The following is a 17,833-nucleotide window of genomic DNA, read 5'->3' as shown; positions in this document are numbered from 1 at the left end:
TAATTTGCACACATGTCAATGCAAGCAAATGCCTATCAATTATTTTCCAAAGAGATTCTATCTATCTGGAAAAGTCAGGATGTGTCCTATATTAAAGTGGAAGAATTATCTACCATCGAAGGGATTACCTTTTTTGAGCTAATCCCTGATTCAGAGCTTTTGGATGGGGGAGAACTCGATACACTTTATGCGATAGATTCGGAGGATGTCGATGATATGCTATTATTCAGTAAGAATGTTAAGTTTGTCGTCCACAATATTTATTTGGAAGAAGATTAAGTAGATTAAAGAACAGCACAAATGACCTTGGGTAGTTACAATCTATTGCGCGCTGCGGTTGATATGGACCAGCGGTTGAGCAGTGACGGTAAGTTTTTAGGACGGTTTAATGTCATGGGAACCAAGAAGGAAAATTTTCAGCAAAATGTCGGTCACGAACAGTTTGTTTTGAACCCATCCTTTAAGTATAATGCCAGCGAAAATACGAACGTAATATTCGAATATATTCTCTCTCAAAATAATTTTGAAGGTGGATTTTCAAGGTATGCCTATGGCATAGACGATTTTAAGGAGGTGAAAAAGAACTTTTCATTTAGCGATCCGATTATGAATCCTACCAAGTCCTAGGAACACAATATCTATGGGACAATCAACCATAACTTTAACGAGGATTGGCTGTTGACTCTATGCGTTGTATGATGAAACATTTCAGGAGCAAGTGGGATTGTTGCTGGATGGAGGGACTGCAGATCCATCCTACGGGCGAAACAAAGAGATTGGCCTGAAGAAAACCTGGTTTCAGAATAAATTGATGACCAATTTAACAGTTTACCATTTGACAAAGACCAATATGCTCACTGCGGAGGCTGGAGATATACGCACTATGTATGGCGTGCAGTCAATCCGTAGGGATTTAGGTTGAACCTAGCCTATAAGTTCTAATGCGTGCCGTTACACAGTAAAAATTATTTGTCATATATTTTACTGGGGTGTCCAAAAAATCGGGCACCCCTATTTTTATGCAGTTCTGCTTACTTCCCCACGACAAGCTCACGTTGACTATTCCATAGCAGATTAATTATAAGAAAATGCGACACTAAGTAAAAGCGTGGACATATGGACGATTATACTCTAACCATAAATGGTATTTGTAATAAGCGATTGATCTGCGATTTCATGTTGATCAACAAGGTAGATCTGTCAAAAGAGAGATAACCGTTACAAAAGGCTAATCAGCAATTTATATTTTTTGGGATAATTATTTTGGAAATGTATCGTATTTATTGAAAGTCATTAGAATCGATTTACCATTTTTTTGATCACTCAGGGATCATTCGCTTGCTATTATTTAACCTATCAGTCAACAATAGGATGTCTTGTTATTTGTAATTAGTCTAATTAATTTCATTTATACAATTGGATGTGCTATATTCGGCTCCATAATTTTTTTTTATGGGAATCAGATCTATATCTATTGCAGTAGCGATGCTTTCGCTCACAGGAGTCGCCAATGCGCAGACAGCGAGTATCTTTGGTAAAATAACTACAATTGATGGTAATCCGGCAGAGTCCGTCAATTTGACCATTAAAGGAATTAATCGGCAGACGCGGACAGATAGAAGTGGGAACTACAAATTTGACCGATTGAAACCTGGAAGTTACCAGATTGTCGTCAGTTTCACAGGGCTAAATTCGATTGAAAAGGAAGTAACTGTTGAAAATAATAAACCTGTCATCTTGGATTTCGCTTTAAATGAGAACTACGCTCAACTGCAGGAGGTACTGGTATCTGCTTTCAAAGTCAACCGAACGATCAGCGCTGTAGCCAAGATGCCCTTGAGCAATATAGAGAATCCGCAGGTCTATAGTACCGTTTCGCATGAGTTATTAAAACAACAGGCAATCACAAATTTTGATGATGCCCTGATCCGAAATGTCTCGGGGCTCAGCCGCACATGGGAATCCACAGGTAGAGCAGGAGATGGAGGTGCATATTTTTCCTTGCGGGGTTTTGAAGCACAAAGTAATCTTGTCAACGGACTTCCTGGTTTATCCAGCGGTATCCTAGATCCGGCCGGAATAGAGGAGATTCAAGTCTTGAAAGGACCCTCCGGTACGTTATTCGGCGCCAGTTTTTATGGGTATGGTGGTGTAATCAATACGATTATGAAAAGACCGTATTTTGAAAATGGAGGTGAAGTTTCCTACAACTATGGTAGCAATAAGTTGCATCGGGCGACAGTTGATCTCAATGGCGTACTGAATAAAAGTAAAACCCTGGCACTCAGGATCAATTCAGCCTATCATCATGAACACAGTTTTCAGGATGCGGGATTTAAAAAATCCTTTTATTTTGCACCATCGTTGACCTATAAAGTAAATGATAGGCTTACAGTTAATCTGATGACCGAATTGCTTGATATGAAAAGGGCTGTTGCTCCCGTTTTTTTCCATTCGGATAGGGTAGCACCGCTTACATTTAAAACTATAGACGAACTAAACCTTGATCCCAAGCTTTCCTTTACAAGCAATGAACTGACCATCAAAAATCCGCGGACGAATATACAGGGCGAAGTACTCTATAAAATCAATGAAAAGTGGAATTCGCAGACCGTGGTTTCATTTGGAAAGGTGAAGTCGAATGGAATATACACTTATATATGGGGTAACCAGGGCAATTTTTTTGACCAATATTTTCACAATGAAAATCAAAAGACCAGAACCTATGATCTGCAGCAAAATTTCAACGGTGATTTTAAATTGGCTGGCTTAAGAAACAGGCTTTTGGTTGGTGTTGACTATTTTTCAAGGAATGTAAAGGAAAATGGATCCGGCTGGGGACTAGGGCGTAGGGTAAGCCCACAGGGTGAAATAAAAGTACCATTGGATGAAAACTCAACAGTATTAGATCCCGTTCCACTGACCAAGGATGCCATTGACAAGTTGCTTGCAGGGACACAAGCCGGAGGTTCTTCCCATATCAAAAATAGCTCATTTAGTGTATATGGTTCCGATCTAGTGGATCTTACAGATAAACTCTCCGTTATGGTGAGCCTGCGGGCAGATTATTTTGACTCAAAAGGCGATGTTTCCAATAAAGACGATAATTATAGCCAATGGGCACTTTCTCCAAAATTTGGAATTGTCTACGAGATCGTAAAAGATAGAGTCTCGATATTTGCTAATTATATGAATGCTTTCTATAATGTCGCACCGAGCATAACCTATGACGACAATAATGTAAAAACAGGTGTACAATCATTTAAGCCCGAACGGGCTAACCAATGGGAATTTGGCGCCAAAGCAAATTTGATCAAAGATAGACTATGGACCACATTAGCATTATACGACATTACAGTTGCAAATAGAGTATACAGTACACCAATCGGATCTATACAAGGGGGGAAGGTAGAAAGCAAGGGTTTTGATTTTGATATTGAAGCATTGCCTTACCAGGGAGTTTCGGTAAAAGCTGGCTTTAGCTATAATGATATCCAGATAATTGCCGGGAATGGAAATGACTTCTATAATGAAAAAGGACGAGCTCCCGGAGGACAAGGTCCGGGTACTTTGGCAAACCTTTGGGGAAGTTATCAGATTCAGCATGGGAAGTTGCGAAATCTCGGTTTTGGAATCGGAGGTAACTATGGTGGAAAATATAAGGTAGTAGACAATAGTGTGACGGGTGTATTTGAACTTCCGAGTTATGCGCTTTTAAACGGAAGTATCTTTTATTCTTTTCATAAATTCCGCGTAAACTTTAATATGAACAATATCAACAATAAACAATACTATATTGGTTATTGGTCTGTTAATCCACAACAAAAAAGAAATTTTGTGACAACAGTTTCCTACAAACTGTAATTTAAGATGCTTACCAAATTGGAGGAGATTTAGCTGAAATCCTTCAGACGCTCCAACGGCAGATCGTTTAAGGACCTGCCGTTTTTGTTGCTATATCCAGGGATTTTATTTCCCATTTTATGTTATCAAAAGGCCAAGCTTCTCGAAGGAGAGCGCAACTGGCCAGCAGCGAAGTAGATTTTACTAAGTATGTGCCATCGGGGATTTGTAAATTTGAACACGGACAAAAAATAGTTGTTTGGCGACTTGGCTACTATTGATTCCAATCGGGGTAACTACAGGCTGGTTACTTTAGAATCTGCTCTCTGTACCTGATTCCCATGCACCCATGGTATCAATAATTTGATGAAGGCTTTTTCCGAATTCAGTCAGTTCGTAATCAACCGATACAGGCATGGTATTATTTTGTGTTCTAGTGATAGCTTGTTCGGTTCAAGGAACCTGTTTTTATCCCTATGAATTAGCCGGAATTATTTTTCGGATGGCATTGCTTAAAACCTGTATCCCAGTGACAATGCGGTGCGGAGCCCCGCAAAGGGTCCTTTGGTTGTTATGGTGACACCTTCGGCGCTGACTTCTTTTTTCAGATCTAGTACATCGATGTCAAAATGGTCCAATTGTTTTCGAACCTCCCGTTGTTCCTCTGCGCTAAGTTGCATTTTCCCCTCAAATGTACCTTTGTTGAATCCATAATTTGGACCGATAATCCGCCAGTCTAAATAGATCGCATCACCGAGGCGCCATTGGCTACCGATCGCCACTCCGACAGTAAGAGCATTCAAAGAGCCTGAAATAGGAACCTTTTTTTGATAGTCTGACTGATCGACCGAAAGTATGGTGGAGAGGTGGTAGTTGGAATACTTGATAAAGGGTGCGATATAAAATCCTTTAAACGCTTCTTTATTTCGGAGGTAAAATCGCAACTCTGGTGTAAACGAAAAAGCCGCAAGTTTTGCCTCGCCAAGAATATTATAAGTATCATCGACACCGGATTCCCATATCGACCGGAATGGAAGGCCAGATTTGGGACGTAAACTAAGCGTTCCGTTCAGTGATATATGCTCCTGAATGGTTTTTTCATATTCAAATGCAAGGTTACCAACTGAGAGAGGCAGTAGATTCAATTTAATTAAATTGGATGATTTCTGTGCCTTTAGTCCGGTAATTGCTAATAATCCAATAACCAATGTCGTCAAGTAGTGCAGATTCATAGTTGATGTCGTAAAATAAAATGCCAAATATATCGGAATAGATGATATCATCCAATGTTATTATACAATTTGGGAAATTCTTTTTTATTCATGGAAACGTTGTTTTACAAGGATTTATTTTATCTCGATGGAAAAATAAAAAAGGATAACCAGCTTGCTGAGCCAGTAAACTCCCCGACAACTATATGGTAACAATTTAACAAGATGAGCTGGATAAAGATTAATCAGCGGTAAGACATTGTTTTTAATCTAAACACGTTAAAATTTCTTTAAAGTGTTTTAAAATTAATTTGTAGTGATTGAAATGATTTGTTGTTAACTATTGTGATTTAAGTGTTTCAAAACTATAGTGTTTATTATACACTATAACGTTTTCGGTAATTACGCAATCGTTTGATGAAATTTCTTAAAGCTTTTCCGCCTATATTGTTACTGATTTTAAACCGCTAAATTTCTTGATATAGAAATTTAAAGATACGATGAAAATAGGTAACGGATATAAAAATCCGGGATGGGGTTCTTGCGAATAAAATAATTAATACAATTCATAAACTTAATTTAAAAACCAATGAGAAAGAACATCTTTTATGTTATTGCATTCTGCTTTATTGCTGCATTTTCATCCTGCAAAAAGGACGGTGGTTGGATGATTCCTATTCCTGCTGATCCACAAACCCTGGAACTGGCTGTTGCAGACAGTGTGCAGATCTTCAAAATTACACCATCGGCTTCTACAGAGGTGGATCGACTACAATTCAGGGCAAATCACAACGATATGCAGGCTACAGGATTTTATGTCGCTCCCAATAGCACAATTACGCTGAACGTAAAAATCAATGCCGGTACCACTGTTGCCCGTCTGGCAATTGGTACGCCTTTTCGAGATAATATTCGACCAGTTAGACAGTATTTTAATCTTCAGGCGGGAACGCAGACCTTCACAGCCGATCAGTATGGAGGTTTAGTGTATGTGATTTATACCACCAACAATTACAGTACCCCCGGAGAAATTGAATTGACCTTTGGAGATGGCTTCATTCCTGTTCCGTATTTCCAAAAAGGGAAAACAACACATGCACAATGGTTGTTGACTTTGGACTCGCTTAAAAATATAGCGCCGGATGTCATGTTCTCTTCTGACCGTACGATTATGGTCGCCAATATGGATGAGGCTCTTCTATATCGGAACGAAGATCAGCAGTTAATTGTCGATCGACTGGACTCTATCATCGGCTTTTCAAATTATATTAGTGGCTTGAGTGGGGCAAGCGGCGTACATGCAATCCCTTATAACAAACATCTAATTACTGTTAGAGATTCTTCTGCTGGGGGGTATATGGCCGCTGGTATTTCTATTTATTTTACAGAATCATTATCGTATAGAATGCTGCAACCTAAATACCTCTCCAATACAAATGGCTGGGGAATCTGGCATGAAGTGGGGCATACTTATCAGCAAAAGGCTTGGACTTGGGGCAATCTTACCGAAACAACAGTGAATGTCTACTCATTGGCCAGCGAAAGAGGATTTGGTATTCCTGTGAGCCGTATTACCGCAAATAATTCCTGGCCAAAATTAGATACGTACTTTCAAAAGAATATAGCAGACCGTGATTTTAATGCGGGTGATAATGACCTAAAAATGATTATGTTCCATCAATTATGGTTGGCATTTGGCGATAACCTCTATATTAATTTGAGTAGATCTACACGTGAAAATCGACCAACCATTTCTACTGATGCCGAAAAGATGCGTTACTTTATGCTTTCAGCCTGTCAGATTACACAAAAGGATCTCTCAGATTTCTTTAGAAAATGGGGCTTCAAAGTTGATGAATCTGTTTATACAGAAATTGCTAACCTTAGTTTAACTGCACCGGCTCAGGATATTACCTTATTGAGGGATTAGACGATTTGATGTCGCTGTCAGCTGACATTATCCTCATTGTTCAGATAGTCTTTTAGAATAGAGGATATTGGAAATAAAAAGGCAAATCATTTTATTGATCTGCCTTTTTTGGGTAAGTAATGGGGCTCGAACCCACGACCCCTAGAACCACAATCTAGTGCTCTAACCAACTGAGCTATACCTACCGTGATTTTGATGTCACAAAAGTAGTATTATAGCCCATATCTTCCAAATGTTTTTTAAACTTTTTGATTAAACAATTGTCTATCAAATGGTATATTTTTATCGGAGCATATTGAAAGGCGACAAAAGATAATATTCGCGTAACAATTTCGGTTCAAATGGCCATAATTGGACCTTGGTCTATTATTTGTATTATACTATTTATGGGAAAATTTTTAAAATTTTTAATCGTTGTAGCCATTTTGGCAGTAGGAGCCTGGTTTGTCTATCAAAAATATAATAGCGGACCACGGGTAGAGAGCAAGCATCAGCTTCTTGTTGATCGCATTGAAGCTATGGGTAAATTGGAATTGGTGAAATATCGCTACAGCGATGTTGTTGAACATAAAAATATCAATACGTTCTTGCCTACGGCAAGCGTATTGCTAATTGTCAAAGCTGATGCTGTTGGTTGTGTGAATTTAACAAAACTGACACCGGAGGATATTAAGGTGGTAGGGGACTCTGTTTCCATTAAATTGCCCGCTCCGGAGATTTGTTATATTAAGATTGACCACGAAGCATCAAAGGTATATGATACCAAAATGGCTTTCCTCCGGGAGGCGGAATTGGTTGATGAAGCTTACAAAACTGCTGAAAAAGCTGTAGCAGATGATGTGAAGAAATCCGATATCCTGCAACAAACCAAAGCAAATGCAACGACTGTGTTCAAACCATTGTTGCAGGGACTGGGCTTTTCGAAGATCAACCTTACTTTTGAGTAGATGGGTTAAGCTCATGTTGATTTTTTCTTGATCTCAGAAAGGTTTGTTTTAATGCTGTATATGTGATCTGTACCTACTTGGGGTAATACCTTTGATGGATTTAAAAATTTTATTAAAATTCGAAAGGCTATTGAAACCACAGGCAAAGGCTATGTTGGTGATCTGTAATTTATTTTCAGTAATCAGTCGGCATGATTCACTGATGCGTACTTCATTGACAAACTGAACAAAGGTCTTTTGTGTACGGGACTTAAAATAACGACAGAACGAATGTTTGGACATATTCGCTAGGGTCGCAACCTGATCCAGCGGAATCTCTTTTGTAAAGTTGTTGAACACAAACTTAAAGATACGGTCGATTTTCTCATTATCTACCGAACTGTAATTGTGCGTGTAACCTGGACTGGAAAGATACGCATATTCATCGGTTGTAATCAACAATTCGATGATTTCAAACAGCAATATTGTTTTTCTAAAACCATAGTCAAGATGAACTATTTGTTCCAATTTGTGTTTTAGCTGCTGCTTTGTTTCTCCCCGAAATAGAAGTCCCCGCTTGGAGGCAGTCAGAAAAGCCTCTATTTTATGTGTTTTAAAAAACTGCCCCAATACCTCTAAGAGTAATTTAGGCTCGACATAAAGTGCCATTGAGCGCGATAGATCTGTCGAATCCTGATTCGAGTTGTCATTGTGCCAAACATGGGGTAGGTCCGGCCCCACAAAAGTCAATTCATCGGTCGAAAAACTGTCGATACTGTCACCTATAATACGTTTACCCTCACTTTGGACAATATAAGTCATCTGGCAGGCACTGTGAAAATGGAATTCGGTGGAAAAAAACGGCTGACAGACTTCTTTTGTTGCAAATGTCGCTATCTCGGATCCCTCCAATATTTTTGTGAAGATGGGTTTCATTTACTGGTTATCATGTTGTTTAATGGAGGTTAAATATAGCTTATTTTGTCATAAATACGAAATTATAGTCAAAATATCGTTAATATAGTGTCAGTATTGAGCAATCTAGGTACAGTTTTATTGTCCTAAGAGTAGTAGTTTAGCATGATGTAAAAAGGAATATTGATAACAAGAATACCTAAATATGATATTAAGAAAATTAGTTCCATTTGTACCCTTTATGCTCGTTTGTGCAATCTCGATTTTAATGGTTTGCTGTGGACGGGGTGGAGAAATTGAATCTGTCAAACGCTATGCTTCCATTACAGGAGTAAAAGCTGAAAAATTGGAATATTACAAAAAACTACATGCGGATGCGTGGCCGACGGTGCTGCGGAAAATCAAGGAATGCCATATCCAGAACTATTCTATTTTTTTGAAAGAGGTGGATGGGCAACATTATCTATTCAGCTATTTTGAGTATACCGGAGCGGATTTTAATGCCGATATGCAGCGGATGGCTGCTGATCCCGAAACGCAACGTTGGTGGAAGGAAACGGATCCTTGCCAGCTGCCACTCCCGGATGCCCGTGCCAAAGGAGCGGTCTGGTCGGATATGGAAGAGGTATTTCATACCAACTAACTGAAATAGAAAATCCGAATAATAACCTAAAACAAAAAAATGATGAAACCATTATGATTTATTCAGCTACTCTAAAAAGTGGATAAATCTGATAGCTTCATCACAATTGAAACCGCCGAAGGCAGCATGAATGCCTTAAAGAGAAAATTGACTAATGAATAAACAAATTTATACAGATGAAAAAGCAGGTGTTTTTTAGTTTAACCTTATGCTTATTGGCAGCTAAGGTAATCGCCCAAACGAAAGTTGTTATACCTACAGCATCCGATAAACCCAATCGATACCAACAGGAGCAGATCGATCGCAAGTATGGAATGTTTATCCATTTTGGTATAAATACCTTTCACGATCAGGAGTGGACGGACGGGTCAAAACCCACCAGTTCTTATACCCCAACAACCATTGACGCAAAACAATGGGTATCTACGGCGAAAGCTGCCGGAATGAAATATATCATATTGGTCAGCAAGCATCACGATGGTTTTTGCTTATGGGATAGTAAATATACTGATTACGATGTGGCAAATTCAGCTAACAAGACGAATGTTGTGGCGGCGCTGGCAAAGGAATGCCGTAAGCAGGGCATCCGTCTGGGACTTTATTATTCCTTGTGGGACCGGAAACAGAATGGCAATGTGAATGACAGAAAAGCGGATAGAGCCTATAATACCTATATGCTCAGTCAATTAACGGAGCTGCTTGATATGACCAAGAAGTATACAGACATCGTTGAACTTTGGTTGGATGGCGGCTGGGAAAAGGAGAATTACAGATGGCCCGCACAGGAAATCTATACGCTGGTCAAAAGTAAGGCTCCTCAGTGTCAGGTGGGTATCAATTGGACCATTGGTAGTCCCGAAAATGCAGATAAACACGTTGTGCAGCCTAAGGATCAACAGAATTTATTCCCGATACGTTATTTCCCAAGTGACTTCCGTTTAGGTGATCCATATTTGCCAGGTACACCCGATCCTAAACTCTTTACAGCACAGGGAAATATCTACTACATGCCTTTCGAGACAACAGTTGTACTCGGCGAGCGCTGGTTTTATAATACAACAGACAAAAAATACAAGACACTTGCAGAACTGGAAGATATCTACCGTACAGCAACAGCACAGGATAATATACTGATCCTGAATGTTGGACCCAATAGGGAAGGACGTATCAAAGAGACAGATGTAGCGTTGCTTCTCCAATTGAAAGAAAAATTAAAATTATAAAGCAGAAATACACCTATCCATAGATTATAAAAATTAGTATTAGTATGATTACAACGTACGATATCCAGGATCGCCGATTTCCCTTAAATACTGGAGCAGGTAGCGATGCTATACATAAAGATCCTGTATATTCTTATGCCGTTACCCGTTTGTTAGACGATAAAGGACGTGTGGGCACTGGCTTGGCATTCACCATAGGAGCGGGAAATGAACTGGTCTGTCAGGCGGCAGCATTTTATGCGGAGCGGATCAAGGGAATACCCATCGAAGAGCTGATGGCGAACTTTGGCGCAATCTTCAATACACTGAGCAATGAACAGCAGTTTCGTTGGCTAGGACCGCACAAAGGTATTGTACACCTAGCGCTGGCATCGGTGACAAATGCATGTTTTGACTTATGGGCGAAAACGCGAGCTGTTCCGCTCTGGAAATTATTGATCGATCTAACGCCAGAGGAAATTGTCAACACCCTGGATCTTTCCTATCTGGAGGATGAGCTGACAAAGGAAGAAGCCATTGCGCTGATTGCTGCAAATAGACAGAGCCGTCAGGAACGAATGAACATTATTGAAAAGGGATATACGGGTTACGATACCTCTGTTGGCTGGTTTAACTATTCAGACGACCAGGTCAGAGAAAACTGTAAACGGGCTATTGCAAACGGCTTTACGGCCATGAAACTGAAAGTGGGTAGCGCGGATCCGCTCCGTGACATCATACGGGCCCATATTGTTCGGGAGGTAGCTGGTGATCAAGCGACAGTCATGTTGGATGCTAATCAACAATGGACATTACCGCAGGCGCTGGCGATATGTCATGAACTCAAGGCAATGAATCCGTTTTGGGTGGAAGAGCCGACACATCCAGATGATATCGTTGCGCATAAAATACTGACTGATGCCATTGCACCGATAAAGGTCGCTATGGGGGAACATGTGCCTAACCGGATTTTATTCAAAAACTACCTCCAGTTAGGGGCTGCAGGTTTTGTACAGGTAGATGCGGTCCGTGTTGGCGGTGTGAGCGAATTTATTGCGGTCAGTTTGCTCTGTCGCAAATACGGTATCCCTATTGTACCACATGTAGGGGATATGGGACAATTGCACCAGCATCTTGTGTTGTTTAATCACATTAGTCTTGGCCATGAAGCCCTGTTTCTTGAACATATTCCACATCTCAAATCTCACTTCGTACATCCTGTAGTCATCGAAAATGGTGTTTATCGGACGCCGATGGAAGCTGGAAGTAGTTGTGACTTAATCTAAAAATTAGCTTATGTTAGGAAATATAGATTTGGGTATCGCAGTAGCCTATATTGCATTGATCCTGATTGTCGGTATTCGCGCAGGTATCGGCGGTAAGAGAAATACAGGAACGGCCGAAGGTTACTTTCTCGCCGACAAAAGCTTGCGGTGGCCAGCAATCGGATTGGCGCTTTTTGCGACAAATATATCGACTGTACACTTGGTGAGTCTTGCGCAAAGTGGATTTGATACGGGTTTACTTAATGGAAACTTTGAATGGATGGCCGCATTTACTTTGATCTTATTGGCTTTGTTTTTTGTACCCTTCTACCTCAAATCTGGTGTGGCAACGCTCCCGGATTTTTTGGAAAGAAGGTATGACCGTTCCAGTAGAGATTGGCTGACGTTTATTTCCATTATATCTGCCATAGTGATTCATATTGCCTTTTCCATGTTGGCCGGAGGTATTGTACTAAAGACCCTTTTTGGGATCAATATGTATTTGAGTATTACAGTAATATGTATTATTACCGGAATGTATACTATCCTTGGCGGACTGCGTGCGGTGGTTGTGACAGAATCCATTCAGACCATTGTATTATTAGCTGGCGCATTTATCATCAGTTTTGCGGCCTTCAATCGCATGGGTGGGTGGATACCGATGAAAGATGTCCTGATTGCTGAGGGTGGACTCGACCGCTTGTCCATGCTCCGCGGTGCTGATGACAGCAGTGGCATGCCCTGGTATGCGGTGTTCTTTGGTTATCCCATTCTGGGGATCTGGTATTGGTGTGCGGATCAGACGATTGTCCAGCGCGTACTGGGGGCGAAGGATGAGAACCATGGTCGTGTGGGTGCGCTGTTCTGTGGTTTTCTGAAAATTTTGCCCGTATTTATTTTTGTACTTCCCGGGTTATTCGCTTACACTCTCTTTAAGAGTGGGCATCTTGATCTAAGTAGCCTGGGCTTAGACGCAGCAGGCCATGTGAATTCCAAAGGAATATATACGCTGATGATCACGCAGCTGTTGCCTTCTGGCTTGATTGGGATCCTTGTGGCAGCTTTGTTGTCCGGGTTAATGAGTCAGATTTCTGGCGCCCTTAATTCGATCTCTACGATGGTCAGCTATGACATTTTTAAGCAACGGAAGCCACAGGCCACTGATAAACAGCTTATCCGTATCGGGAAAATATCCGCTGTGATCGCGATGGCTTTTTCGCTAGCTCTATTGCCATTACTGGACAGGTATGAAAGTATTTTTAACGGAATAAACGATGTGATCGCCCATATTGCGCCTCCCATTACCTGTGTATTCCTTTTGGGGGTGTTCTGGCGGAAAGCGTCGGCGGTATCGGCCAAACTGACGCTGTGGATCGGATCTTTTTTTGGTATGGGAGTCTTTATTCTGAATAAGGTCCTGCCAGATTCCTGGATCGGGCAAACTCCATTTATGATGATGGCATTCTATCTTTTCTTGACCTGTATGATCATTCAGATTATCTTATCGTACCGGTATCCGGTACAGCACAGCGCGGAAAGCGAGCAGCTCTATTGGAAGAGTCCATTGGAGCCACTTCGTGGGGCCGCATGGAAAGGAATAGGGAATTACCGCGTTTTATCGGGACTATTGTTGGCTATTGTCACAATTTTATACATAATTTTCAGGTAAGAAGTTACTTGTCGTATTTTAGATCTTAGAATTAATTGAATAAGCTTTTATAGATTTATCGTGAATAGATTGAAGGATAAAGTGATATTAATCAGTGGTGGTACTGCTGGAATCGGTCTGGCATGTGCGCAGGCCTATGCAAAGGCTGGGGCTCAAGTTGCTTTTATCGGCCTTGATCAGGCCTCTGTCGCTGCTACTGGCGAATTATTAGGTACTCCACATCTGGGTATCTGTGCCGATTTCTCCCAGGAGGAGGATGTGAAGGCAGCGATAGACCAAACAGTCGCAACCTTTGGGCGATTAGATGCCATTCACAACAATGCTGGTCTTGCGAGTCCATCCAAACCGTTGCATGACACCACGGGACAGGAATGGGCCAGATTGTTCGATGTCAATGTGAAAAGTATTTTGTTGACAACACGATATGGCTTTTCTCATCTGAAAGCCTCAAGAGGGTGTATATTAAATACAAGCAGCCTCGTGGCGGAAATTGGCCAGGAAAATCATGCCGCTTATGCCGCAACAAAAGGTGCTGTCAATGCCCTGACCAAATCAATGGCGATAGATTACGCAACATTGGGGATCAGGGTTAATTCTGTCATGCCCGCGGCGGTGATGACGCCTATGCTTCAGCAATGGGCTTTGGAGCAACCGGAGCCGGAACAGATATTTGGTTTTCTAAAAGATATCCACCTCTTGGGCTATTGCCCGGAAGGGGATGTAATCGCAGATACCTGCCTGTTTTTGCTGTCCGACAGTGCCCGGTTTATTACCGGGGTGAACCTGCCTGTGAGTGGTGGTGCCGAGCTTGGCTACCGACGGAATAGCTAGGAGATTATTGCTAAATAGCGAACTAATTTCAAATTATATAGTATATTTGGCGCGCAGATAAATCACTGCCAATATTTAATACATCAATCATGAGCCAAAAGTTTACATACAATACCCGATTTCCTGCTGTTGAAGACTTGAGAAGACAGGCAAAGAAAAGAATTCCAAAATTTGCATTTGACTATTTAATAGGCGGTTGCAATGAAGAACTGAATCTTGCTAGAAATGAAAATGATTTTGACAATATTCTATTAAAGCCGCAGTATCTTCAGACGAGCGGGGAAATTGATATGTCCGTAGAACTTTTTGGTCGCCACTATAGTGCACCATTTGGTGTTTCGCCGATTGGTTTACAGGGCTTGATGTGGCCCAATGCGCCAGAAATTCTGGCGAAAGCCGCTGCAGAAAATGATATCCCTTATATATTGAGTACTGTATCGACAAGTAGTATTGAACGTATTGCTGAGGTGTCACAAGGTAAAGCCTGGTTTCAGCTTTATCATCCTACGGAAAATAAGTTGCGCGATGATATCCTGCGACGTCTGAAAGAGGTAGAATGTCCTGTGCTTGTTGTGCTGGTTGATGTTCCTGCTTTTGGACTACGGTACAAAGAGATTAAAAGTGGATTGTCCATGCCGCCAAAGATGAACGTCGCCAATATCCTACAGACGTTTGCTTGTCCTACCTGGGGAATTGAAACACTTAAACATGGTATTCCATCTTTTGCAACCTTAAAGCCTTATATGGAAAAAGGCCTGGATCTAGCGCAACTGGGGCAATTTATGAACAGAACGTTTACGGGTAAAGTAGATGTTGAAAAGATCAAAGCTATTCGGGATTTATGGAAGGGACCTTTGGTATTAAAAGGGATTGCGACAGATGAGGATATGCAGGCTGCTATTGTATTGGGCGTAGATGGCGTTATCGTTTCTAATCATGGCGGAAGACAGCTTGACGCCAGTGAATCATCCATTAATTCATTGATTCATCTGGCAGCCAACCCAGACTATAAAAGCAAAATCAAGATTATGTTGGATGGTGGTATCCGTTCTGGAGTAGACCTTGCCCGTGCACATGCTGTGGGATCTGAATTTAACTTCATGGGGCGACCATTTATGTATGGCGTAGGTGCACTGGGAAATGCCGGCGGAGAACATACCATCAATATGTTCAAAGCACATTTATTTCAGGTGATGAAACAGCTAAGCATTTCGAAGATTGATGAGTTCCCAAAACGTTTACAGAAGATATTATCGTAATACAATCATAATAGCATTAGAAAAGCCGTATTAAACACAACTATTGCTGTGCGTAATACGGCTTTATGAATACAGATTCTGTGTGGCTTGTTACCAGTCTATTGTTCTGCTGTCATTGTCGCCAAGACCCCATTGTTCGTTGACTTGTCCGTTGGAGTCTTCGGGTCTAGCAGTTGCTGAACCGGCTGCGATACCTTGCTCGAGTTCGATCCGGTACGCCTTAACCTCCGGTGCGATATAGGCTATTTTCTTTTTCATAGTCTTTTATTTATTGTATTATATTTGATAAATCTGTTCTTATTTTTTTAGCTATAAGTTCTTAGCTACAAGGTATTTTCTTCTTTCCTGCACCTACACCTTTAATGATAGTACGACCATCAACAAGCTGAGTTACTTTTACAGTGTTGCTCTGTGTGCTTCCCCAAGGAAAGGTATTGAAGGCATTACCATTGTTCAATACAAGTTCATATAAAGGTCCACCATTAACCTTACTGCCAAACATGGTCACTTTACCTGTTCTGCTGATCACAAGTTTGATCAACGGGTTGGCTGCAGTTCCTTGCATATTATAGACCTGGTCAATTCTTTTACCTGTTTGTACATTTGTGCCGGCATATTTACTTCCATCTAGGAATTGGATATTTTGTGCTGAAGATGCGCCAACTTCAAACTGGATTTCATTTTTTGCCAGTTTCACGCCATTAATTTCCATATTGAAAGCATTGTCCAGTTCGGTGATATCAAACACAAATCCATAATCTGCTGCAGGAGCGGTGAAGCTTCTGGAGATCGTGGTTCCGCTTGGATAAAATACACCATCAATACGGATTCCGGTTTTACCGTTAACGACCACTGCTGGATAGCTCCAGTTTAATCCATTACTGGTCACATCTTGTGTACAGGTTTTGAAATTAAGCTTCAGATCATATTTCTGTCCGGGATTGATCTTTACATTTGGAATGGTAACATTTGATTTGGTTTCACCATCAATGGTCAGGCTTCCAAGTTTAAGCGTTCCAGTACTTGTTGCTGGGTGGATCAATAGGGAAGGAGTGCTGACAACTGTACGTAGGCCAATACCTAAAGCCGGAAATTGTGCTTGTACACCTGCGTCGTTTAATCCGTTGTATGTAAGCGCTTCATCCGAAAGTTTTAAGTTGGCCGATGTATGACTTGGTTTAAACACTGCATTTTCAAGTTTAGTGATGGCCCCGGTCATGTTGGCATCCATTGTCAAAGTTGTGATAATCTGACTGAAGCGGTGTTTCAACACAACATCTAGGTTGTTAACGCCTTTGTTTACTTTCAGTGTGTTCGCGAAATACATCAGGTCGCCACTGATATTATTGAGGCTTGCTGAGGATAAAGTACTTTGATTGCTAATATTAGGTACTGTACTTGTGCTATTTGTTGAGTAAGCAACAAATGTATAGGTTTTTCCAGCATCAAGAACAATCCCCTCTGCAACAGCTTCTCCACCATAGCTATAGGTCTTTTCAGTCACGTAATTCCCTTGGCTATCAAAGACAACTACTTTATATTTAACATCTTTGTCCAGTTTTTTCTCAGTTACTTGCGTTGTCGTTGTTGCTTTGGCACCCGATGAGGCCACCAATCCTTTATTGACTGCGGTAGCTGAGCTATTTGTCAATACAACATCAATGGAAGAACTATTGCCAAAAGGAACAGTCATCTCCTGTACTTCGGAAGCACTGCTTGCGGTAGAGGCTTTTGTGGACCCTTGCTTTTGACCGATAGCGTTACTTTCGTTCTCACCATAGGCCTCAACCCCCTGAAGATTGATCTTAACCACAGTTTCCTCGGTTAAGGGGGTGGTTTCGCCACTCTTTTTACAAGAGTAAATACTTGAAGCAACCAGCATAATGCATCCCAGCATCAATACATTTTTAAGGTTGCGGTAATTTTTCGTTTTCATGTAAGTAGACATTTTAATTTTACTTGTTTCTTAGTGTTTTTGATTGATTTGTACTTGTGTGATTTTTTACTTTTTATTTATAGGGTTACTATTTAAGCGTATTATCATTTTTATTTTTTTCACCTTGTCAAAATTTACAGGTGCAATTATATAGATAGCTTTCTGCTTAATCATTATGATTTTCATTAAGTAATTTTTCTTGT

The 17,833-nt window shown here is 40.9% G+C and carries 17 protein-coding genes and 1 tRNA gene; 12 read left to right on the top strand and 6 right to left on the bottom strand.

Annotated elements, in window-relative coordinates; all coding sequences use genetic code 11:
- The first annotated feature begins 12 nt into the window (after positions 1 to 12).
- The 4 genes from AC07UV_RS09905 (at position 13) to AC07UV_RS09890 (ending at position 3,864) form a co-directional block, all read left to right on the top strand.
- Positions 13 to 279 carry a hypothetical protein gene (locus tag AC07UV_RS09905; protein ID WP_495183582.1) on the top strand — a complete coding sequence of 89 codons (267 nt, stop codon included), beginning with the start codon at positions 13 to 15 and terminating at the stop codon, positions 277 to 279.
- Between the two features lie 21 nt (positions 280 to 300).
- Positions 301 to 627: a hypothetical protein gene (locus AC07UV_RS09900; protein ID WP_495183581.1), complete on the top strand. Its 327-nt coding sequence runs from the start codon at positions 301 to 303 to the stop codon at positions 625 to 627.
- Between the two features lie 64 nt (positions 628 to 691).
- On the top strand, positions 692 to 922 hold the full coding sequence (locus tag AC07UV_RS09895; protein WP_495183580.1) for a TonB-dependent receptor domain-containing protein: 231 nt from the start codon (positions 692 to 694) through the stop codon (positions 920 to 922).
- Positions 923 to 1,452: 530 nt separating this feature from the next.
- Entirely contained in the window at positions 1,453 to 3,864 is a 2,412-nt protein-coding gene (locus tag AC07UV_RS09890) for a TonB-dependent receptor domain-containing protein (protein WP_495183579.1), read from the top strand.
- A gap of 291 nt (positions 3,865 to 4,155) precedes the next feature.
- Here the strand turns inward: AC07UV_RS09890 and AC07UV_RS09885 are convergent, their stop codons facing one another.
- Both AC07UV_RS09885 and AC07UV_RS09880 read right to left on the bottom strand, forming a co-directional pair.
- Entirely contained in the window at positions 4,156 to 4,284 is a 129-nt protein-coding gene (locus tag AC07UV_RS09885; RefSeq protein ID WP_495183661.1) for a winged helix-turn-helix transcriptional regulator, read from the bottom strand.
- A 71-nt stretch (positions 4,285 to 4,355) separates the two neighbouring features.
- Positions 4,356 to 5,075, bottom strand: coding sequence for a DUF3575 domain-containing protein (locus AC07UV_RS09880; RefSeq protein WP_495183578.1), 720 nt, complete (start codon positions 5,073 to 5,075; stop codon positions 4,356 to 4,358).
- A 568-nt stretch (positions 5,076 to 5,643) separates the two neighbouring features.
- Here AC07UV_RS09880 and AC07UV_RS09875 point away from each other — a divergent pair.
- Entirely contained in the window at positions 5,644 to 6,984 is a 1,341-nt protein-coding gene (locus AC07UV_RS09875; protein WP_495183577.1) for a M60 family metallopeptidase, read from the top strand.
- A 111-nt stretch (positions 6,985 to 7,095) separates the two neighbouring features.
- Here the strand turns inward: AC07UV_RS09875 and AC07UV_RS09870 are convergent.
- Positions 7,096 to 7,169 (bottom strand) — tRNA-His (locus tag AC07UV_RS09870).
- Between the two features lie 201 nt (positions 7,170 to 7,370).
- Here AC07UV_RS09870 and AC07UV_RS09865 point away from each other — a divergent pair.
- Complete coding sequence (locus AC07UV_RS09865; protein WP_257090936.1) at positions 7,371 to 7,931, top strand: DUF4230 domain-containing protein; 561 nt, start codon at positions 7,371 to 7,373, stop codon at positions 7,929 to 7,931.
- Between the two features lie 48 nt (positions 7,932 to 7,979).
- Here the strand turns inward: AC07UV_RS09865 and AC07UV_RS09860 are convergent, their stop codons facing one another.
- Positions 7,980 to 8,846: an AraC family transcriptional regulator gene (locus tag AC07UV_RS09860; protein WP_282254217.1), complete on the bottom strand. Its 867-nt coding sequence runs from the start codon at positions 8,844 to 8,846 to the stop codon at positions 7,980 to 7,982.
- A 184-nt stretch (positions 8,847 to 9,030) separates the two neighbouring features.
- Between AC07UV_RS09860 and AC07UV_RS09855 the strand changes: the two genes are divergently transcribed.
- From AC07UV_RS09855 to AC07UV_RS09830, 6 genes are all read left to right on the top strand, one after another.
- Positions 9,031 to 9,468, top strand: coding sequence for an L-rhamnose mutarotase (locus AC07UV_RS09855; protein ID WP_495183576.1), 438 nt, complete (start codon positions 9,031 to 9,033; stop codon positions 9,466 to 9,468).
- 176 nt (positions 9,469 to 9,644) lie between these two features.
- Positions 9,645 to 10,691, top strand: coding sequence for an alpha-L-fucosidase (locus AC07UV_RS09850; RefSeq protein ID WP_495183575.1), 1,047 nt, complete (start codon positions 9,645 to 9,647; stop codon positions 10,689 to 10,691).
- A gap of 44 nt (positions 10,692 to 10,735) precedes the next feature.
- Positions 10,736 to 11,956, top strand: coding sequence for an enolase C-terminal domain-like protein (locus AC07UV_RS09845; RefSeq protein WP_495183574.1), 1,221 nt, complete (start codon positions 10,736 to 10,738; stop codon positions 11,954 to 11,956).
- Between the two features lie 10 nt (positions 11,957 to 11,966).
- A complete protein-coding gene (locus AC07UV_RS09840) occupies positions 11,967 to 13,604 on the top strand; it encodes a sodium:solute symporter (RefSeq protein WP_495183573.1) in 1,638 nt (545 codons plus the stop codon).
- 60 nt (positions 13,605 to 13,664) lie between these two features.
- Positions 13,665 to 14,435 (top strand): SDR family NAD(P)-dependent oxidoreductase, encoded by a 771-nt coding sequence (locus AC07UV_RS09835; RefSeq protein WP_495183572.1) that lies wholly within the window; start codon positions 13,665 to 13,667, stop codon positions 14,433 to 14,435.
- 89 nt (positions 14,436 to 14,524) lie between these two features.
- On the top strand, positions 14,525 to 15,694 hold the full coding sequence (locus AC07UV_RS09830; RefSeq protein ID WP_495183571.1) for an alpha-hydroxy acid oxidase: 1,170 nt from the start codon (positions 14,525 to 14,527) through the stop codon (positions 15,692 to 15,694).
- Between the two features lie 90 nt (positions 15,695 to 15,784).
- Here AC07UV_RS09830 and AC07UV_RS09825 read toward each other — a convergent pair whose 3' ends face one another.
- Together AC07UV_RS09825 and AC07UV_RS09820 are read right to left on the bottom strand one after the other, a co-directional pair.
- Complete coding sequence (locus AC07UV_RS09825; RefSeq protein WP_282254225.1) at positions 15,785 to 15,952, bottom strand: hypothetical protein; 168 nt, start codon at positions 15,950 to 15,952, stop codon at positions 15,785 to 15,787.
- Between the two features lie 61 nt (positions 15,953 to 16,013).
- Positions 16,014 to 17,630, bottom strand: a complete 1,617-nt coding sequence (locus AC07UV_RS09820; protein ID WP_495183570.1) for a fimbrillin family protein — start codon at positions 17,628 to 17,630, stop codon at positions 16,014 to 16,016.
- Positions 17,631 to 17,833: the final 203 nt, after the last annotated feature.

It is taken from the genome of Sphingobacterium sp. GW821-FHT03E03 (assembly GCF_059420745.1).
The sequence above is the reverse complement of the archived record's forward strand: the minus strand, read 5'-3'. Positions and strand labels throughout refer to the sequence as shown.